At 38.7% G+C, this 18431-nt stretch carries 14 protein-coding genes; 6 read left to right on the top strand and 8 right to left on the bottom strand.

Annotation, left to right across the window (positions count from 1 at the left end; translation table 11 throughout):
* Positions 1-34: 34 nt before the first annotated feature.
* Genes RE431_RS00695 through RE431_RS00685 form a run of 3 tightly spaced genes read left to right on the top strand, consistent with a single transcriptional unit; the run spans position 35 to position 3749 of the window.
* The gene (locus tag RE431_RS00695; protein WP_309560039.1) at positions 35-1183 is read left to right on the top strand and encodes an alpha/beta hydrolase; all 1149 of its coding nucleotides are present in this window, start codon (positions 35-37) and stop codon (positions 1181-1183) included.
* A 19-nt stretch (positions 1184-1202) separates the two neighbouring features.
* Positions 1203-2567, top strand: a complete 1365-nt coding sequence (radA, locus tag RE431_RS00690; RefSeq protein WP_309560038.1) for a DNA repair protein RadA — start codon at positions 1203-1205, stop codon at positions 2565-2567.
* 45 nt (positions 2568-2612) lie between these two features.
* Positions 2613-3749 carry a M23 family metallopeptidase gene (locus RE431_RS00685; protein ID WP_309560037.1) on the top strand — a complete coding sequence of 379 codons (1137 nt, stop codon included), beginning with the start codon at positions 2613-2615 and terminating at the stop codon, positions 3747-3749.
* Here the strand turns inward: RE431_RS00685 and RE431_RS00680 are convergent.
* From RE431_RS00680 to RE431_RS00655, 6 genes are all read right to left on the bottom strand, one after another.
* A complete protein-coding gene (locus RE431_RS00680; RefSeq protein WP_309560036.1) occupies positions 3746-4780 on the bottom strand; it encodes an aldo/keto reductase in 1035 nt (344 codons plus the stop codon). The two genes, RE431_RS00685 and RE431_RS00680, sit on opposite strands and share 4 nt — an antisense overlap.
* 4 nt (positions 4781-4784) lie before the next feature.
* Positions 4785-5747: an OmpA family protein gene (locus RE431_RS00675; protein WP_309560035.1), complete on the bottom strand. Its 963-nt coding sequence runs from the start codon at positions 5745-5747 to the stop codon at positions 4785-4787.
* A 4-nt stretch (positions 5748-5751) separates the two neighbouring features.
* The gene (locus RE431_RS00670; protein WP_309560034.1) at positions 5752-6513 is read right to left on the bottom strand and encodes an exodeoxyribonuclease III; all 762 of its coding nucleotides are present in this window, start codon (positions 6511-6513) and stop codon (positions 5752-5754) included.
* Between the two features lie 75 nt (positions 6514-6588).
* Positions 6589-9570 carry a GEVED domain-containing protein gene (locus tag RE431_RS00665; RefSeq protein WP_309560033.1) on the bottom strand — a complete coding sequence of 994 codons (2982 nt, stop codon included), beginning with the start codon at positions 9568-9570 and terminating at the stop codon, positions 6589-6591.
* Between the two features lie 113 nt (positions 9571-9683).
* Complete coding sequence (locus RE431_RS00660) at positions 9684-11231, bottom strand: glycine--tRNA ligase (protein WP_309560032.1); 1548 nt, start codon at positions 11229-11231, stop codon at positions 9684-9686.
* 64 nt (positions 11232-11295) lie between these two features.
* The gene (locus RE431_RS00655) at positions 11296-12180 is read right to left on the bottom strand and encodes a hypothetical protein (RefSeq protein WP_309560031.1); all 885 of its coding nucleotides are present in this window, start codon (positions 12178-12180) and stop codon (positions 11296-11298) included.
* Between the two features lie 60 nt (positions 12181-12240).
* Here RE431_RS00655 and RE431_RS00650 point away from each other — a divergent pair, with 60 nt between their 5' ends.
* Together RE431_RS00650 and RE431_RS00645 are read left to right on the top strand one after the other, a co-directional pair.
* Positions 12241-12921, top strand: a complete 681-nt coding sequence (locus RE431_RS00650; protein ID WP_309560030.1) for a ComF family protein — start codon at positions 12241-12243, stop codon at positions 12919-12921.
* Between the two features lie 58 nt (positions 12922-12979).
* Positions 12980-14587: an Ig-like domain-containing domain gene (locus RE431_RS00645; protein WP_309560029.1), complete on the top strand. Its 1608-nt coding sequence runs from the start codon at positions 12980-12982 to the stop codon at positions 14585-14587.
* Here RE431_RS00645 and RE431_RS00640 read toward each other — a convergent pair.
* Positions 14574-15353, bottom strand: coding sequence for an amidohydrolase (locus RE431_RS00640; RefSeq protein WP_309560028.1), 780 nt, complete (start codon positions 15351-15353; stop codon positions 14574-14576). The two genes, RE431_RS00645 and RE431_RS00640, sit on opposite strands and share 14 nt — an antisense overlap.
* 104 nt (positions 15354-15457) lie before the next feature.
* Here RE431_RS00640 and RE431_RS00635 point away from each other — a divergent pair, with 104 nt between their 5' ends.
* Positions 15458-15961 carry a DUF1440 domain-containing protein gene (locus RE431_RS00635; RefSeq protein WP_309560027.1) on the top strand — a complete coding sequence of 168 codons (504 nt, stop codon included), beginning with the start codon at positions 15458-15460 and terminating at the stop codon, positions 15959-15961.
* Here RE431_RS00635 and RE431_RS00630 read toward each other — a convergent pair whose 3' ends face one another.
* On the bottom strand, positions 15962-18430 hold the full coding sequence (locus tag RE431_RS00630; RefSeq protein WP_309560026.1) for a ligase-associated DNA damage response DEXH box helicase: 2469 nt from the start codon (positions 18428-18430) through the stop codon (positions 15962-15964).
* Position 18431 lies beyond the last annotated feature (1 nt).

Genomic DNA, 18431 nt, shown 5'->3' with positions numbered 1-18431 from the left:
AATTATATTGTAGGCCCGAATCAATACTAGACCTATGAAAAAATTATTACTATTGCTATTGGCAATTTCATTGCCAATAGTGAGCAATTCGCAGATCAAATACGAGAGTCTGTCTTCCCAAAAACTGGGAGAAACCAGACAGATAAAGATCCAATTACCAAGGAATTACGAAGAAAATAAAGAGAAACGCTACCCTGTTGTAGTGGTGCTTGATGGAGATTATTTATTCGAGCCCGTTGCAGGAATGATTGATTTTTATTCCTATTGGGAAGATGTTCCGGAAATGATCGTTGTTGGAGTAAATCAGGATGGCATTAGAATAGATGATACCGCTTATAGCGAGAACAATTTTCTTCCAGCAGAAAAAGGAGCTAAATTCTTTGAATTTATAGGAATGGAGCTGCTTTCCCAATTAGATCAGAAATACAGAACAGCTAATTTCAGAATTATTGTTGGTCATGATTTCACCTCTAATTTCATCAATTATTACCTGCTTAAACAGTCTCCTATCTTTCAGGGATATATAAATTTGAGCCCTGATCTTGCTCCGGAAATGGCAAACCGTGTTACGAATGCCTTGAGCACTTCAGAAAGTAAAAAATGGTTCTATATGGCGACCGGAAGCGATGACATTCCAAGCCTGAAAAAGAACATTATGAGCTTTGACAATCAGCTGAAGAACTTAGACAACAAGATGGTTTCTTATAAATTTCAGGATTTTGAAAATGAAACGCATTATTCGCTGGTAGGAAAAGCGATTCCTTCGGCTATTTCAAGTATGTTCGAAATATATCGCCCAATATCCACGAAAGATTATAATGAGATCTTACTACAAACTTCAGTATCTCCTTCTCAATATTTAGCCGATAAATACACTTCTATTGAAGAATTATACGGACTTAAAAGGAAGATTAGCCTGAACGATTTTATGGCAGTTTATAATGCTATTGAAAAAACTCAGAACTGGGAAGAATACAAGGCTCTTTACAAGATGGCCTTTGACCATTATCCAGGAACTATGTTGGGAACTTTCTTTGAAGCACGTTACGAAGAAGAAACCGGCAACCCTAAGAAGGCGATGAGAATATATCAGAATGCCTACGGTCAAGAGAAAATTGCCTTTATCAACACAGATTTTATGCTGGAAAAAGCCGATGCGATTAAAAAAGATTTCGGTTATTAGCATAAAATAGTTCGATTAAATGGCGAAGGTCAAGACCGCTTATTACTGTCAGAAATGTGGTGCACAGTATTCCAAATGGCAGGGAAAATGTAATTCCTGTGGTGATTGGAATACCATTGTAGAAGAAGTTGTTCAGAAACCAGATCCTAAAGACTGGAAAACCTCTGCAAAAAAAGAAGCGAAAAAAGCTTCTAAACCTCTTCTTATAACCGATATAGAAAGCACTCCTCAAAACCGAATGAATACCGGGAATAATGAATTAGACCGTGTTCTTGGAGGAGGTCTTGTTCCTGGCTCGCTAACACTTCTTGGCGGAGAACCTGGAATTGGAAAAAGTACATTGCTTTTACAAATTTCTCTCGGATTAAAATATAAAGTACTCTATGTTTCAGGTGAGGAAAGTCAACAACAGATCAAGATGCGTGCAGAGCGTATCAATCCAAATCCCGCGAATTGTTTTATCCTGACTGAGACTAAAACTCAAAGTATTTTCAGGCAGGTAGAAGAAATAGAACCGGAAGTGGTGATCATAGATTCCATTCAAACGCTTCACAGCGACTATATTGAAAGTTCTCCCGGCAGCATATCGCAAATAAGGGAATGCACTGCAGAGCTTATTAAATTTGCTAAGGAAAGTAACACACCGGTCATCTTGATAGGCCACATCACCAAAGAAGGTAGTATTGCAGGGCCAAAAGTACTGGAGCATATGGTTGATACGGTATTGCAGTTTGAAGGCGACCGCAATCACGTATACAGGATTTTAAGATCTCATAAAAACAGGTTCGGTTCTACTCATGAACTTGGCATCTATGAGATGCAGGGAAGCGGCTTGCGAGAAGTGATCAATCCTTCAGAAATTTTAATTTCAAAGAATGATGAGGACCTCAGCGGTACCGCAATCGCATCTACGCTTGAAGGCATGAGACCTTTGATGATAGAAATTCAGGCGTTAGTGAGTTCTGCAGTTTATGGCACACCTCAGCGATCTACCACCGGATATAATTCTAAAAGACTGAATATGCTTCTGGCTGTTCTTGAAAAAAGAGCCGGTTTCAGACTTGGGGCAAAAGATGTTTTTCTAAACGTAACTGGTGGGATCAGCGTGGACGACCCTGCTATAGATCTTGCGGTTGTCGCGGCCATTCTTTCATCAAATGAAGATATTTCTCTGGAAAAAGACACCTGTTTCGCCGCTGAAGTTGGCCTTGCCGGAGAAATACGCCCCGTTACAAGAATCGAGCAACGCATAATAGAAGCCGAAAAGTTAGGTTTTGCATCGGTAATGGTTTCTAAGCAGAGTAAGATTCCGAAAGGAGATTTTAAGATAAGAATAATCAAAGTGGCCAAAATCGAAGATGTAGTTAGCCATCTTTTTGGTTAGAAATGGCATAATTACTGATTATATTTGACTCAATTCGAGTGAAATATGCGTTTGGTAAAAATTCTATCTATTATATTCCTATTCAGCCTTTTTTCCTGTTCTCAACTGGAAAAGGCTGAAAAATTAATTACCGGACTTTCTGAAAAAGAGCAGTACAAAAAAGATAGAAATATCTCTGATGAATTATATGAGATCTGGGAAGGGAGAATTTCAAAAGCCCTTGATGATAGCCTGGAGATCGAATTACCCTATTTGGAAACCGGGGAATTAAAACCTAGAAATTTCGCAGTTTACTCTTATTCTACCTATCTCATTCCGGGAGAAGTCATTGAAGCTGAAATTGACACCGATACTTCTTCAACCCTTATATTTTCTGAACTTTATAGAAAAAATGATTCAGAGACAGCGGCCTTTGAAAAAATGAAATCTGGTGAAACCAAAGAAAAAACTTTAAGGTTCGAAGTAAGGAAAAAAGGTCTTTATAAGATCGTTATTCAACCGGAGATCGAAGCGAATACTGACTTTCAGATACGAATTAAAAAATCACCCACATACTTATTTCCTGTGCTTAATGGAGCTAACGCCGATATTGGAAGTTATTGGGGAGATATGCGTGACGGCGGAAAAAGAAACCATCAGGGAATCGATATTTTCGCTGATAGAGGCACTCCGGTTATTGCTCCAACTTCTGGACGAATTGGTTTTACCGGTGAGAAAGGTTTGGGTGGAAAACAGGTATGGCTTAGAGATGGTAAAAGAAAACAATCCTTGTATTATGCTCACCTGGACAGCATTGTTCCGGGACTTAGAACGGTTAAACCTGGTGATACTTTAGGTTTCGTTGGAAATACGGGTAATGCAAAAACAACTCCGCCACATCTGCATTTCGGGATTTACCGCAGAAATGAAGGCGCTATAGATCCTCTTGGATTTGTTTACCTAACTGAAGAACCTGAAGCCTCCGAAACTTCTGAAATGGAAATTTCTTCTAGATTGAAAGTGAATTCAAAAACTGCCAATTTCAGAAACAAACCTGCATCGAACAATTCTTCCATTATCAAAAAAGGAACTTTTGGCGAACTATTGATGGTTCAGGGAAAAACTGCTGACTGGTTCCATGTTCGGGATAGCCTTGATAGATCTATGTTCATCCACGAAAGTCTTGTGGAAATGCTAAACTAAGGCGCCGGATTTGGTATACGATTATGAATCTCATCAATTTCTTCCAGAATCTCATCTGACAATACCACATCTATACTGCTAATATTCTCCTTTAACTGATCCATGCTGGTAGCACCAATGATATTGCTGGTTACAAATGGCTGCTGATTTACAAAAGCCAGCGCCAGGTGAGTTAGACTCAGATCGAATTTATCTGCTAACTGCTTATACTTCCTGGTTGCCTTCACGGCCTGCTCATTAGAATATCTTTTATACTGCGGAAACAGACTTAGCCTGGTATTTTCCTGAATTCCATCTAAATGCTTTCCGCTTAAAGTTCCCATTCCTAAGGGAGAATAAGGAAATAGCCCAACATTTTCACGATGATAGATTTCAGTAAGGCCAATCTCATCTTTCCTGTTTAAAAGATTATACGGATTCTGGACCGTAACAACTCTTGGAAGATCATTTTTGCTTTCTTCCAGAAAACGCATCAATCCGAATGGTGTTTCATTTGAAAGGCCCACATGCCTGATCTTTCCTTTATCTATGAAATATTTAAAGTTTTCCAGGATCTCTCTAAAATTATCCTGCCACTCTTCATCGACATCATGGTTATAACCGCGCTTTCCGAAGAAATTTGTACTTCTCTCCGGCCAGTGTAATTGGTAAAGATCAATATAATCTGTCTGTAATCTTTTTAAACTTTTGTCAATTGCATCTTCCATCGCCGACCTATGAAATCCAAGATCTTCACGTATATGGGAAACCATATCTCCGGGTCCCGCCACTTTGGAAGCAATCACCACATCCTCTCTCCTTCCGGTTTTCTTTAGCCAGCTACCGATGACTTTTTCTGTACTCCCCTGGGTTTCCGGTTTAGCCGGAATGGAATACATTTCTGCAGTATCAATAAAATTAACTCCCTGGTCTAAGGCGTAATCTATCTGTTCATGACCTTCAGCCTCGGTATTCTGCTGTCCCCAGGTCATTGATCCAAGGCAGATCTTACTTACTTTTATGTCGGTATTTGGAAGTGTGGTATACTTCATTTTGTTAATCAATTTCGTTTAAAACGCGAGTGATCTCATCGAGTTTTGGTGTTAAAATCACTTCAATTCTTCTGTTTTTTGCTTTTCCTGTTTCAGTATCATTCGTTGCTACAGGCGCAAATTCTCCTCTTCCAGCTGCAGTAAGACTCTGCGGATCTATTTCTGAATTTTCACGAAGTATCTGTACTATAGATGTCGCTCGTTTGGTAGAAAGATCCCAGTTGTCTTTTAATTGACCGCTTCCACCGTAAGGAACGTTATCAGTATGTCCTTCAATAAGAACAGCGATATCAGGATTTTGAGCAAGAACAGACCCAAGTTGTTTTACAGCCTTTCTACCTTCAGAATTCACCGCCCAGCTACCAGATTCAAAAAGCAATTTATTTTCCATGGAAACGTAGACCTTCCCATCTCTTTGCTCTACCGTAAGACCTTTTCCTTCGAAATTGGTAAGGGCATTGGAAACAGCATTTTTAAGCGCATCCATTTTCGCATCTTTCGCAGCGATCACACTTTCCAGTTCATTCACCCTTTGTGAACGAAGTGCCAGATCTTTTTCAAGTTTTTCCAGCCTGTTTTTTTCCTGAATCAAGGCTGCCTCCTTTTCATCAAGCTGAGCTAATAATTCTCTATTCTGCCTGGAATTCTCAGCGATAGCGGCAGAACTATTTTGTTCTAATGCATCATAAGAACTTTCAAGGCTCTCATAATTCTTTTGAAGAGCGGTTAGTTTCTCCATCAAATTATTACGCTCTTCGCTAAGAGATTCATATTCGGCCCTCAAACCTACCAGCTCCTTGTTCATTTTATCGTTAGAAGATCTGAAGCTTTCCAGTTCGTTGTTTATATTTCGATTGTTTCTTTGTAATTCAGCATTCTTACTTTCAAGTTCCCCATATTTCTTTGAAGAAACACAAGAACTCATTACTAACAATAATGCTAAAACCGAGGTAAGTCTAACTCTCATAATATTATTCTATTTCTACTAAAACGGGACAATGATCGCTGTGGTATGCTTCCGGAAGAATTACAGCGCGTTTTAACCTGCTTTTTAAAGGTTCTGACACTAGATTGTAATCAATACGCCAGCCTTTATTATTATTTCTTGCATTGGCTCTATAACTCCACCATGAATAATTATCTGGTTCATCATTAAAGTGTCTGAAAGAATCAATAAATCCGTTTTTCATAAATCCATCGATCCATTCTCTTTCTTCAGGAAGAAATCCTGAAACATTTTTCAATCTTACCGGGTCATGTATGTCTATAGCTTCATGACAGATATTATAATCTCCGGAAATTATCAGGTTTGGAATCTCTAATTTTAAATTATCGATATATCGCTGGAAGTCATCCATAAATTTGAACTTATGCTCCAGTCGGTTAATATTAGTACCCGAAGGAAGATAAAGGCTCATTACCGAAAAATCTTCAAAATCGGCACGAATGCACCTACCTTCGAAATCCATGTATTCGATACCTGTTCCATAAGCTACATTCTTTGGCTCTACCTTACTTAGGATCGCGACTCCGCTGTAACCTTTCTTCGTTGCCGGATACCAGTAATGATAAGGATATCCCGCTTTTTCGAAATCTGAAAGATCTAATTGTTCAGGCTGAGCTTTGATCTCCTGTATACAAACTATGTCTGGATTTGACTGTTGAAGCCAGTCTAATAAACCTTTGCGTATAGCGGCACGAATACCGTTCACGTTATAGGAAATAATCGTCATGAATATTGAATTTTCCCAAAAATAAGGCTATCTGAAACAAATACAAGAACAGATGAACTTTTGGGCTTTAAAAATTTATTTAACTATAAATCGGGTAACTTTTCCAACTTTCCTGGTTCCAAAACGAACGAGATAAACTCCCCTTGCGGCATAAGACATATCCATATCATATATATAAGCATCCCCATCATTTCTTACCTGGTTCTCGATAAGTTTTTGACCAAGTACATTGTGAACGGTAATCCTCAATGGTTCATCAAAGTCAGTTTCCAGAACGGCGCGATACTGGCCATCACCTTCAGAAATTACAACCAGTTCTGCTTCATTCAGGATAAAATCTTCAAGATCCAGTGTGCTATCAATAATGTTTACTGAATAATCATGGGTTGTCCCATAGGCCATCACTGAACAAGGATCATTCAGATCCCCTGAAAAATCGGTATCTCCAGCTCTTACACGCAACAAATGCTGACCAAGATCTGTATCTCTGGGAATTGAAAAATCATATGAAAATGGCTGGTTAACTTCAGGAATTACTTCTGAAGTGATCAAACGCTCGTCATCCTCAAAAACAGCATTATCATTAAAATCTATCCACATGGAAAATCTTTCACGCTGACCTTCAGCAAAACCGGTTTCAACAGTTACTGTAAAGTTCTGCTGAGACCTGTCAAGATCTGTAGAATTCACACTAAAATCTATATAACCTGTTGTACAGGGTATTCTTTCATTCTGTATGTCTCCCAGTTCAAAATAAAAGATGCCATCGCCCTGTGAGCAATCTGAACCTTCAGGAATACAATCAAGATTAGAGACTGAAACCGTTTCAGCATCATTCGTTGGATCAAAATCATCTTCCAACAATGTTCTGGCCGTGATTCTGTAGCTCCCAGAAGCTGAAAGATTAGCCGTTTCGTTGAAAGTATAAACGGCATCTTCACCAACCTCTAAAGTTCCAGGGAAAGTCTCAAAAACCGGCCCGTTATTTCCAATCTGGTAGCTCAACGGAATATCCTGCTGCGGTTCTCCACCAAGGTTAGAAACCGTTACGGTAATCTCTTCAGAACCTGTAAGATTTTCACCTGTAGAAGGCGAATCTATAGAAGTGATCCCAACATCATTTGGAGGCAAGTTTTTTACTTCCGTTTCAAAAGTGTCGTTATTAGTATTGGAATCATTTTCAAGGTTTGTAGAAATACTAATAGTATAGGTTTCGCCTATTTCAGAAAGATCTGCCGGTGTATCAAATGTATATTCTACTGAACTTTCTGCAGGAAGAGTCGCTTCGAAAATTTCGGTCACTTCTGGCCCGCCATTTATGCTATAACTTATTTCAAAATTTGATTGTGGATTGGTTCCGTAATTCCTGATCTTAACTGTTATTGCTTCTGAAGCAGTAAGGGTAGCATTCTGCGGACTAACTAATGAAACAACACCAAGATCGTTAGGTTCGTTGGCTGCAATTCTGAAAACTCCAACTTTATTCACTCGTTCTACACCCACGAAATATTCAGCATTATGCCAGAAGGTAAGATCATCTAAAGGATCTATACTAAGATGTGCATAATCACCATATCGTCCTTCAGGTCTTGGCTGCGGACTTTCTCCTTCCACTATAGATTCTTCCTGAATGGTCATGATACCTAGTTCATCATTAACAAATCTACCGGTATATCTTATCGAAGGAAATACGGGATTTGCCGGGTTGTCGTTTACAACCGTATACCCCATGGCGATATTTCCACGAAGATCTATCCCAATACTTCCACTAAAACGATCGCTATTATCTGGAGCATAAGTTCCTTCCTGGTAAACAGTCCATGGAGCACCGTCTGCGGTTTGTCTTAATTCATACCATCTAATTCCTGCATGTTTCGCGGCTGTTGGCTCCACATCTACTACAAAATTCATCACTACAGAATTATGTGTTCCGAATCTTCTATACTGCGTCATATACATCATGGCACCCTGCAGCGCGTCTATCTCGGGAGTATCTCCAGGTTGTGGCAAATTCTGAAATCCTCCACCGTCAAAGGTCGCAGTGAATGGTGAAACTCCATTAGTGATCTCCTGGCTTTCTTCAATGGTTGAAGATCCTACATTATTCCAGTCTACGTTAATTAGCCACAATTTCAAATGATCTTGATTTACACCGGCCCATTCGTCATCCTGTAAATAAATGATTGGCGCGTCTCCCGGAGGTGGCAAATCACCGCCCATGACACTAAATCCTGCCGGACTGTAAAATCCGTTATTCTGAATTCCCGGAAGAGGAAATCCTAATATTCTAACATTATTAGCACCCTGCAACATTCTGTCTCTCTCCAGAACATAAACGATCTCTTTACCCTGAGGTTCCAGTGCATCTTTATTGGTGGTTATGTAGTAACCGTCATTCCATAAGGAGATCTTTGGATAATCTGGTAGGGATTCAAGATCGAATCTATAAGTAAACCAACCGTTATTCACAGGATCAGATCCCTGAGAAACCGCAAAGAGCAATGCTGGCGGCGTTACAGATCCTCTTTCAGCACTAAATTGCATCAGGATAAATCTATCAGCGGCTTCATCATAAAAAACGATTGGATCTCCGTCATTTTCGCCGCTGAATGCTCCTCCTATACTTTCAAGGGAAGCAGGTGGCAGAACCACATTTCCATCTTTATCCCAGATGGCAAATTCAGTATTATATGCGTTTACATAATGATTTCTTCCTACCGCGCCGGTTGGATCACTAGGAGTTGATCTGGTCACAGCACCATCAAAGGTCAGGATAGGAGATTTTACAGGTATTTCTCCCATTTTGCTTTGCAAAGCAGGATCTATGGTTTTTGGAAGTCCTTTTCCTGGAACAACCCTATTGATTCCGCGATTTCTGGGATTATATAATTTAGCTTTTTCGTGAGAACGCTTAAGAGTCGCTTTAGACAATGGCCCGGTTTTCATTACACTGGCCGAATCTACAAAGGCGGGACCAACTTTCTCATTGGTTTGCCCGAAAGAGTTTAGATGAAAAATAAAGCAAAGAGAAAATAGTAGAAGTAATTTTTTCATCATCAAAATGGTCTTACTGAAATATTTGTTTAAAAATAGACATTATCGATTTAATTGAAATAAAAAAGGCAATTAATAAATCAATTGCCTTCTTAAATAATTCTTTTAAATGTATTCTATTCAGAAAAACCTTTCATCCAGGTTTTAAAATCTGTTTCCTGTCTAATTAAAGTATCCAATTCTTCGATTGGCAATCTCTTCTGCTCCATGCTGTCACGGAATCTTACCGTTACAGCATTATCTTCCAATGAATCATGATCTACGGTGATACAAAGTGGTGTTCCGGCTGCATCCTGACGACGGTATCTTCTACCAATTGCATCCTTTTCATCATACTGAACATTGAAATCCCACTTTAGATCATCAACGATCTTCTGGGCAAGTTCCGGAAGACCATCTTTCTTAATTAATGGAAGTATTGCTGCCTTTGTTGGCGCAAGTACCGCAGGAAGTTTTAATACAGTTCTGGTATTTCCGTCACCAAGATCTTCTTCTTTTAATGAAGCCGAAAGAACAGAAAGGAACATTCTATCTAAACCGATAGAAGTTTCAATCACATAAGGAACGTAATTTTCCTTCAATTCTGGATCGTAGAATCTCAACTTTTTACCTGAATGTTCTTCATGAGCTTTCAAGTCAAAATCTGTTCTGGAATGAATTCCTTCCAATTCTTTAAAACCGAATGGGAAGTTGAATTCAATATCGGCTGCTGCATTTGCGTAGTGAGCCAGTTTTTCATGATCATGGAAACGGTAATTCTCTTCTCCAAGACCTAATGATCTATGCCAGTTTAATCTAGCCTCCTTCCACTTCTCATACCATTCAAGTTCTTCACCTGGACGCACAAAGAATTGCATTTCCATTTGCTCAAATTCACGCATTCTGAAAATGAACTGTCTGGCAACGATCTCGTTTCTAAAAGCTTTTCCTATCTGGGCAATTCCGAATGGAATTTTCATTCTACCTGTCTTCTGAACATTTAAAAAGTTCACGAAAATACCCTGAGCGGTTTCAGGACGAAGGTATAGCTGCGTGGCAGAATCGGCAGAAGCTCCTAATTTAGTTCCAAACATCAGGTTGAATTGTCTCACCTCTGTCCAATTCTTAGAACCTGTTTCAGGATCTGCTATCTCAAGTTCCTCAATCAGGGATTTTACATCAGCTAGATCTTCATTAGTTAAAGATCTGGCCAAACGTTCAAGGATCTCTTTCCTTTCATCAAGATATCTCTTAACTCTTGGATTTGTCTCCCTGTACATTTTCTCATCGAAATCTTCACCGAAACGCTTTTTAGCTTTAGTGATCTCTTTCTCTGCCTTCTGAAGTAATTTTTCAGCATGATCTTCTACAAGAACATCTGCACGGTAACGCTTTTTCGAATCTTTATTATCAATTAACGGATCGTTAAATGCATCTACGTGACCTGAAGCTTTCCAAGTTGTAGGATGCATTAGGATAGAAGCATCTATCCCAACGATGTTTTGATGCAGCTGCGTCATGCTTCTCCACCAGTATTCCTTGATATTCTTCTTTAATTCGGCACCGTTCTGTCCATAATCATAAACGGCGCTTAAACCGTCATAGATTTCACTCGATGCGAAAATATATCCATACTCCTTGGCATGGGATATTACGTTCTTAAAAAGATCTTCTTGTTTTGCCATGGCGCAAAAATAAAAAAACCGCCCTGAATAATATCCAGGACGGTCTTTAAATTATAAATTAAGATTAATTCAGGCTAAAACTTCCTGTTCCAAGAAGAATAGCATCATTATAAACATATACTTTGTAATTGCCTTCCAGCAGTTTGTCTTCCATAGTATTTGAAAGAATACACACGTCCAGCTCGTCATTTTCATAGAAAACCTTAGAAGAAGCACTGTAAACCATAGTTCCTCCATCGTGTTGCACTACCATTTCATCTCCAACCAGTTCGTTTTCCGGATTATAAACCTGTACATACATGTTTTTCTCTCCAGCTTCTGCAAGATCATTAGAAGTAATGGTAAAACAAGTTCTAATCTGGTCTACTCTACGATTGTTATCATTTTCAACTAGTTTCCCGCTATTTCTAACGATTACACCCTCACCTTTAAGTCCGGTGATCTTCAACCTTGAAGCTTTATCTACTTTCGTAGAAAGACTCTGGTTCGTGGTTTGGAGTGAATCTGAAAGTTGAGTTCTTTGCTGTAAAGCAACGCTTGTGCTGTCCAGAGAAGTGGTTAATTGTTGATTCTGGGCACTCAAACTATCAACTACTCTGAAAAGACGATCCTTTTCAGCCTTTAGATTACCAATTTCTCTTCTATATCTTGAAATAAGAACAAGATTTGCCTCATTATCCTTTACTGAATCTAATAATTTAGAAATTCGATCTCTTGCGTTTACCAGGTCCTGATCCATGATCTCATTTTCCTCAATAGCATCATCATACTTTACGATAAGCTCATTAAGTTCATCTTCGATCACCGACTTTTCCTTTTGCAGGATCTCTTTATTTTCTTTTTCCTCATTATAAAATTTTATGGTATAAATGCTAAGCGCAACCAGGGCTACAGCCAGAATACCGGTTAAAATCTTCAATGCGGTATTATTCTTTTTTTCTGTCATCATAAGTTTAATTTAGTTCGTAAATTTAGATGTTTAACCAAGTATGGTACAAGCCATTAACAAATGTTTCACGATTTCGTTAATCTTCTTTATCCAAGCGTGTGTCACATTTGTGAGGCCGAATTGCTCAAAAATGAAGAGCTGATTTGTACTTCCTGCCTGCACGACCTACCGGTTACCAGTTATCACCTTGATAACGAGAACCCTGTTAAAAAAGTATTTTACGGCAGGATAAAGATAGAAAAAGCAACGGCATTACTACATTTTCGGAAGAAAGCCGGCGTACAGCACCTCATCCATGATCTAAAATATAGAGGTTACCGTGAAATTGGCAGTTACCTAGGAAAATGGCTTGGTGCAGAACTTTCAGAAACAGAATGGAAGAATATCATAGATGTTGTTATTACTGTTCCCCTCCACCCAAGCCGTTTAAAACAACGTGGCTACAATCAGGTAGAAGATTTTGGCAAAGAAATAGCGAGATCATTAAATGCTGAATATCTAGATGATGTTCTGCTCAAGCAAAGTTCAACTCAGACGCAGACTTTAAAAGACAGGTTATCTCGCTGGGGCAAACTTGAAGAAACTCTAAGCGTTCAAAATTTAGATAAGATATCGGGAAAACACATTTTAATAGTAGATGATCTGGTAACTACCGGATCGACTTTGGAAGCCTGCTCACATAAGTTAATGGAAGCAGCAGACGTTAAAATTAGTATCGCCACCATGGCAATTACAGATTAAGCTTTGCGTTGTAATTCAAAATAATTGTTTCTTTGCTAAAAGAATTCAGTTTTCATCTATGAAAAAAAAGGTACCCGGATCTATAATCGTTTTGATATTGCTTTTTACAATGGTGCAATGTGCCAAAAAAGGAATGCCTGAAGGGGGACCTATAGATGAAGAACCACCAAAGTTTATAAGAGCGAATCCTGAAAATTATACCACCCAGTTTGATAAGGATGAGATAAGGATCTATTTTGATGAATACATCAAACTGGATAAACCTCAGCAACAGATCATCGTTTCTCCACCAATGGATCCAAAACCCAATATCATGCCTTTGGGTACAGCGCGAAAGGATATCAAGATCGAGATCTTCGACACCCTTGCTGAAAACACTACCTACGCTATCAATTTTGGGAAGAGTATCGTAGATAATAATGAGTCTAATCCTTATAACTATTTTAAATACGTTTTCTCTACCGGAGATTACATAGATTCATTAATGGTTGGTGGCAAAGTTAAAGATGCAAAACTGAAAGCTCCTTCTCAGCCAGTTTCAGTGATGCTTTATGAAATTGATTCAACTTACAGCGATTCGATTGTTTATAAACAAACTCCAAGATATGTGACCTATTCGCAGGACAGTACCTTTACTTTTTCCTTAGAAAATCTGAAAGCGGGTACTTATAAAATGGTTGGGATCATGGATAAGAACGATAATTATCTCTACAATCCTAAAACTGAAAAGATCGGGTTTGTGGCAGAAAATGTGACCATTCCAACAGATAGCACTTACAATATCACCGTTTTTAAAGTAGAACTGGAATTCAATCCAAAGCGACCTTCCCTTTTAAAAGGGAATAAAATTTTGTTCGGCTATGAAGGAACGGTAGATCTTGACAGTTTTAGCATAGACCTGCTTTCTAATAAGCCCCTGGACTATGATTATAGAATCATCAAGGATCCGGTGAAAGACAGTTTATATTACTGGTATAATACAAAGCCTGAAATGGACAGTCTTGTATTTGAAGTGAAAACAGCCAAAACCAGGGATACCTTAGTTCTTCCAAGATTAGGAACTATGGACAGGGATTCTTTAGTGGTTAATGCTGAATCTGGCGGAATAAATAAAGAATTTAAATTCACTGCCAACACGCCAATTATTGAGCATAAAGATGATTTTATAAGAATTATAGATAAAGATTCTGCTGAAGTCCCATTTACCACAGAGTTCCTTCCTATGAAAAATGAGATACTTCTAAAATTCAATAAACTTCCAGAAAATAATTACCAGGTTTCAGCATTTCCAGGTGCGATCACAGATCTTTTTCAGGATACAAATGATACCATCGTTAAAAGCGTTCAAACCAAAGCCTTATCAGACTACGGAAAAATCATTCTGAATATTCAGAATATAAGATCATTTCCCATCATTGTTCAATTAACCAATACAAAAGGCGAAGTTATGGCAGAGCAATATTCTGAAAACTCCGGAAATTTCACTTTTGAATTTCTGAATCCGGGAGATTTCTTAATTAGAGTGATCTACGATGCAAATTCTAATATGAAATGGGACACTGGTAGTTACCTTAAAAAACGTCAGCCGGAAAGAATCCTTTATTACCAGGATACCATCAATGTGAGAAGTAACTGGGATCAGGTAGAAACTTTTAGTTTAGAGTAAAACTATCTCTATCCTGAAGAAATTTCAGTTTACTTCTAACCTCATTTAATGCTTCCTTCTCAATACTAAATTCAGCAATAAACTCATCAGACCTGTTTAATTCTGTGAGCTCTTCTCCTAAAGGTCCGTAGGCGGCAGAATGACCATTGTATATATAACCATCACCATCTTCGCCAGTTCTGTTTACCCCGATGCAATAGGTCATATTTTCAATAGCTCTCGCTTTTAATAAGGCATCCCAGGCATTCACTCTTTTCTCCGGCCAGTTCGCGACATAGATCAAAAGATCATAGTCTACCGTATTTCTTGCCCAAACCGGAAACCTGAGATCGTAACAAATTAACGGGCAAATTTTCCAGCCTTTATATTCAACGATAAGCCTCTCGGTTCCTGCAGTATAAGTTTCATCTTCTTTTGCAAGGGTAAAAGTGTGGCGCTTGTCATATATCTTATAGGAACCATCAGGAAAAACGAAGAACATCCTGTTATAGTAGTTAGAATTCTCAGTAATGATCACACTTCCAGTCACTGCAGCAGACTTCTTCATAGCAGTCTCTTTCATCCAGTTCAAAGTTTCAGCTTCAGTAGGCTCGGCCAGTTTTTCAGCATTCATACTGAATCCTGTAGTGAACATTTCCGGCAGGATGATCAATTCAACTTCATCAGAAATTTTAGAAATCTCTTCAGAAAATAATTTCCTGTTCGCTTCAGAATCTTCCCAGTGCAGGTTCGCCTGAATAAATGCAATATTTAGTTTTTCGCTCATACTCAAAAATATCAAAATTTGAAGTGGCAATGCCAAATGCATGTTAAATGATTGTTCAGATTAAGGCGATTAAATAGTTTTATTCTGTATAAATGAAACAGATTATGAGCGTAAGTACATTTCTTCAGAAAGATTCATATATGTCTAACACTGGTCGCAGCCTTATTACAGGATTTATTGGCGGCCTGGCAGGATCGGCCGTCAAAAGCCTGATCGAGCAATATCTTCCGGTAAGAAAAATTGAACAGCGCTCTGCTCAGATCAAGATCGTTGATGATCTATCTACCAAGATCACTGGAACGCCGGTAAGTATTCAAAATGAAGCTTTGGCTGAACAATTGGTGAATATCCCCATGGGAGGTTCTCTTGGAGCTGCATACGGTTATGGTAAAAAGGATCGTGATGGTCTTAGACCGATGGATGGAATTATCTTTGGCGCTACTACCTGGGCTACAACGCATGAAACTTCTCTTCCAATTTTAGGTCTTGAGCCAAAACCAACAGAAATTCCTATTAGAATGCAGATAAACGAACTTTTTGCTCATGTCGCATTTGGAGTAACTACAGAGCTGGTAAGACATTACCTGGACAAAAAGTTAAGAGAATAATTATTTCTCGAATTGTTTCAGCATCCGCTTAATTCTATCTTCCAATTTTTCTGAAGACAATTTTTCACGCAATCTATCAGTAATAATAGGGAAAGAGAAAGGCGTTGGTTTTTCACATTTTCTCCACACGATCTTTTGTTCCTCTATTCTTTCCAACGATATTCTTAACCTTCCTTCTTCCAGCTGATGTTCAAAGGTTTCTCTAAAAGCCTGCTGATATAGCAAATTATCTTCTTCATAATCTCTAAAAACACTGAATAGCAATTGTGAATTAGACTGCAAATGCTTGCTTTTAACCAGTTTATTGGGGTAACCCGTAAACACCAGACCGGCGACCACGGCGATATCTCTAAATTTTCTACGGGCCATCTCGGTCGCATTCAAACTTTTATAAAGATCGTCCATTAGATATTCAGCACTAAAAAGATCATTATCTATTACCTGCTGCATATCGATCTCCTGGTCTGAAAGCAACTCAAAACCATAATCATTAAAGGCGATAGAAAAACTAATTGGTGATAATAGACTAATTCTGTAAGCCAGTAAACTACCTAAAGCTTCGTGAACAAATCTTCCTTCAAACGGATAAAAAACGGCGTGGTAACCTTCACGGGTTTTAAAAGTTTCAATAAGGAATTCATCACTTTTCGGAATAATGGATTCTAGCTTCTGCCTTTCAAATATTCCAGATAATGCGCTCAATTCCTTACTGGATTTTTTATCTTTTTCGAGCGTGGAAGCCGTATACATTTCTTCTCTTAAAAGTTCACTCATCTGCGCAGAAAAAGTCATTCTTCCTCCCATCCAGCTGGGCACCTTTGAAGTTTTCTTGGAAGATTTTCTAACTAAAACCTGCATATTCTTGATACGAACCAGTTCCAGGTTTCTACCGGCAAAAGTGAATACATCTCCGGGCTTTAATTTTGATATGAACCATTCTTCAATAGTCCCAATATATCCACCCTTCATATATTTCACACTAAGCATGGCGTCACTTACGATAGTTCCAATTTGCAGTCTATGACGCATTGCTACTCCGCGATTATTTATTTTAAACCTGCCATCTTCTTCTATTTCTACTTTTTTATACTCGTCGTAGGCCTGCAAACTCTGACTTCCCTTCGTGATGAAATTGAGAACCCAAGTCCATTCTTCTTCTGTGATACCCTGAAAGCAGAAAGTAGAAGCTATTTCGGGAAAAATTTCTTTTGGATAAAAACCATTGGAAACTGCCAAGGAATTTAAATACTGTACAAGCACATCAAAACTCATTAAATATGGAATTCGATCTTCAACAGCCTGCTTTTCTACCGCCTTTTGTAATGCCGAAGCTTCGATAAGTTCAATTGCGTGAGTCGGCAGAAAATAGATAACACTAACTTTTCCCGGCTGGTGCCCACTTCTTCCCGCTCTTTGTAAAAACCTCGCCACACCTTTTGGACCACCAATCTGTACTATGGTTTCTACTGGAGCAAAATCGACTCCAAGATCAAGGCTGGAAGTACATACAACAGCCTTCAAACTTTCATTTCTTATCGCCTGTTCTACCCATAAACGGGTCTCTTTATTTATACTTCCGTGGTGCATGGCAACTTCCCCTGCGAACTCCGGGTATTTTGCCATTAATTTCTGAAACCAAAGTTCACACTGCGACCTGGTATTGGTGAATAATAAGGTAGTTTTAGAATTATTGATTATTGGTACAACCTCATCAAGTAGATGTAAACCCAGATGTCCACGCCAGGGAAACTTTTCCATTTTATCAGGAATAATAGATCTTACCTCTATCTTCTTCTTAATATTTGCCCTGATCATTACTGAATTCTCTAAAGCTGGAGATTGAGGTCCCAACAGTACTTCTCTTGCCTGCTCAAGGTTACCTATAGTCGCAGAAATTCCCCAGATTCGAAGGTCTTTAGAAACGGTTTTTAATCTTGAAAGTGCCAACTCAACCTGAACACCTCTTTTGGTTCCAAGAAGTTCATGCCATTCATCAATAACAATAGCCTGAAGATCTTTAAAAGTTTTGTCATAATTCTTCGAAGAAAGCAGTAAATGCAGACTTTCCGGGGTAGTTATCAAAAGATCTGGCATCGTTTTCTTTTGCGCTGCTCTTTCTTTCTGAGAAGTGTCGCCAGTTCTAATTCCAACGCTGAACTGAGTACACATTTCTTCGGCAAACCTGCTCGCTGCCTGTTCTATTTCTACGGAAAGAGCTCTTAAGGGAGTGATCCAAATAGCCTTCAGTCCTTTTTTATGCTTTGTTTTATAGTCGGGATTCTTTTTTATGTAGTCCAGCACTATGGGCACCCAAAGTCCGTAAGTTTTTCCACTTCCAGTAGGAGCATTTAGGAGTCCATTCTTTTTCTGAAGATATGCCGTCCATGTATCCTTCTGAAACTTGAAAGGCTTCCAACCCTGATCTTCAAACCAGTCTTCCGCAAGATTTATTAATTCAGACCTTCTCATT

The organism is Christiangramia sediminicola (genome assembly GCF_031344135.1).
Classification (GTDB): Bacteria; Bacteroidota; Bacteroidia; order Flavobacteriales; family Flavobacteriaceae; genus Christiangramia; species Christiangramia sediminicola.
The sequence above is the reverse complement of the archived record's forward strand: the minus strand, read 5'-3'. Positions and strand labels throughout refer to the sequence as shown.

What these genes read in the sequence shown, in the direction of transcription:
- RE431_RS00685 (WP_309560037.1), top strand. Translation starts at nt 2,613, where the DNA reads ATGCGTTTGGTAAAAATTCTATCTATTATATTCCTATTCAGCCTTTTT.
- RE431_RS00650 (WP_309560030.1), top strand. Translation starts at nt 12,241, where the DNA reads ATGTTTCACGATTTCGTTAATCTTCTTTATCCAAGCGTGTGTCACATT.
- RE431_RS00640 (WP_309560028.1), bottom strand. Translation starts at nt 15,353, where the DNA reads ATGAGCGAAAAACTAAATATTGCATTTATTCAGGCGAACCTGCACTGG.
- RE431_RS00670 (WP_309560034.1), bottom strand. Translation starts at nt 6,513, where the DNA reads ATGACGATTATTTCCTATAACGTGAACGGTATTCGTGCCGCTATACGC.
- RE431_RS00655 (WP_309560031.1), bottom strand. Translation starts at nt 12,180, where the DNA reads ATGATGACAGAAAAAAAGAATAATACCGCATTGAAGATTTTAACCGGT.
- RE431_RS00645 (WP_309560029.1), top strand. Translation starts at nt 12,980, where the DNA reads ATGAAAAAAAAGGTACCCGGATCTATAATCGTTTTGATATTGCTTTTT.
- radA (WP_309560038.1), top strand. Translation starts at nt 1,203, where the DNA reads ATGGCGAAGGTCAAGACCGCTTATTACTGTCAGAAATGTGGTGCACAG.
- RE431_RS00665 (WP_309560033.1), bottom strand. Translation starts at nt 9,570, where the DNA reads ATGATGAAAAAATTACTTCTACTATTTTCTCTTTGCTTTATTTTTCAT.
- RE431_RS00675 (WP_309560035.1), bottom strand. Translation starts at nt 5,747, where the DNA reads ATGAGAGTTAGACTTACCTCGGTTTTAGCATTATTGTTAGTAATGAGT.
- RE431_RS00680 (WP_309560036.1), bottom strand. Translation starts at nt 4,780, where the DNA reads ATGAAGTATACCACACTTCCAAATACCGACATAAAAGTAAGTAAGATC.
- RE431_RS00695 (WP_309560039.1), top strand. Translation starts at nt 35, where the DNA reads ATGAAAAAATTATTACTATTGCTATTGGCAATTTCATTGCCAATAGTG.
- RE431_RS00630 (WP_309560026.1), bottom strand. Translation starts at nt 18,430, where the DNA reads ATGAGAAGGTCTGAATTAATAAATCTTGCGGAAGACTGGTTTGAAGAT.
- RE431_RS00635 (WP_309560027.1), top strand. Translation starts at nt 15,458, where the DNA reads ATGAGCGTAAGTACATTTCTTCAGAAAGATTCATATATGTCTAACACT.
- RE431_RS00660 (WP_309560032.1), bottom strand. Translation starts at nt 11,231, where the DNA reads ATGGCAAAACAAGAAGATCTTTTTAAGAACGTAATATCCCATGCCAAG.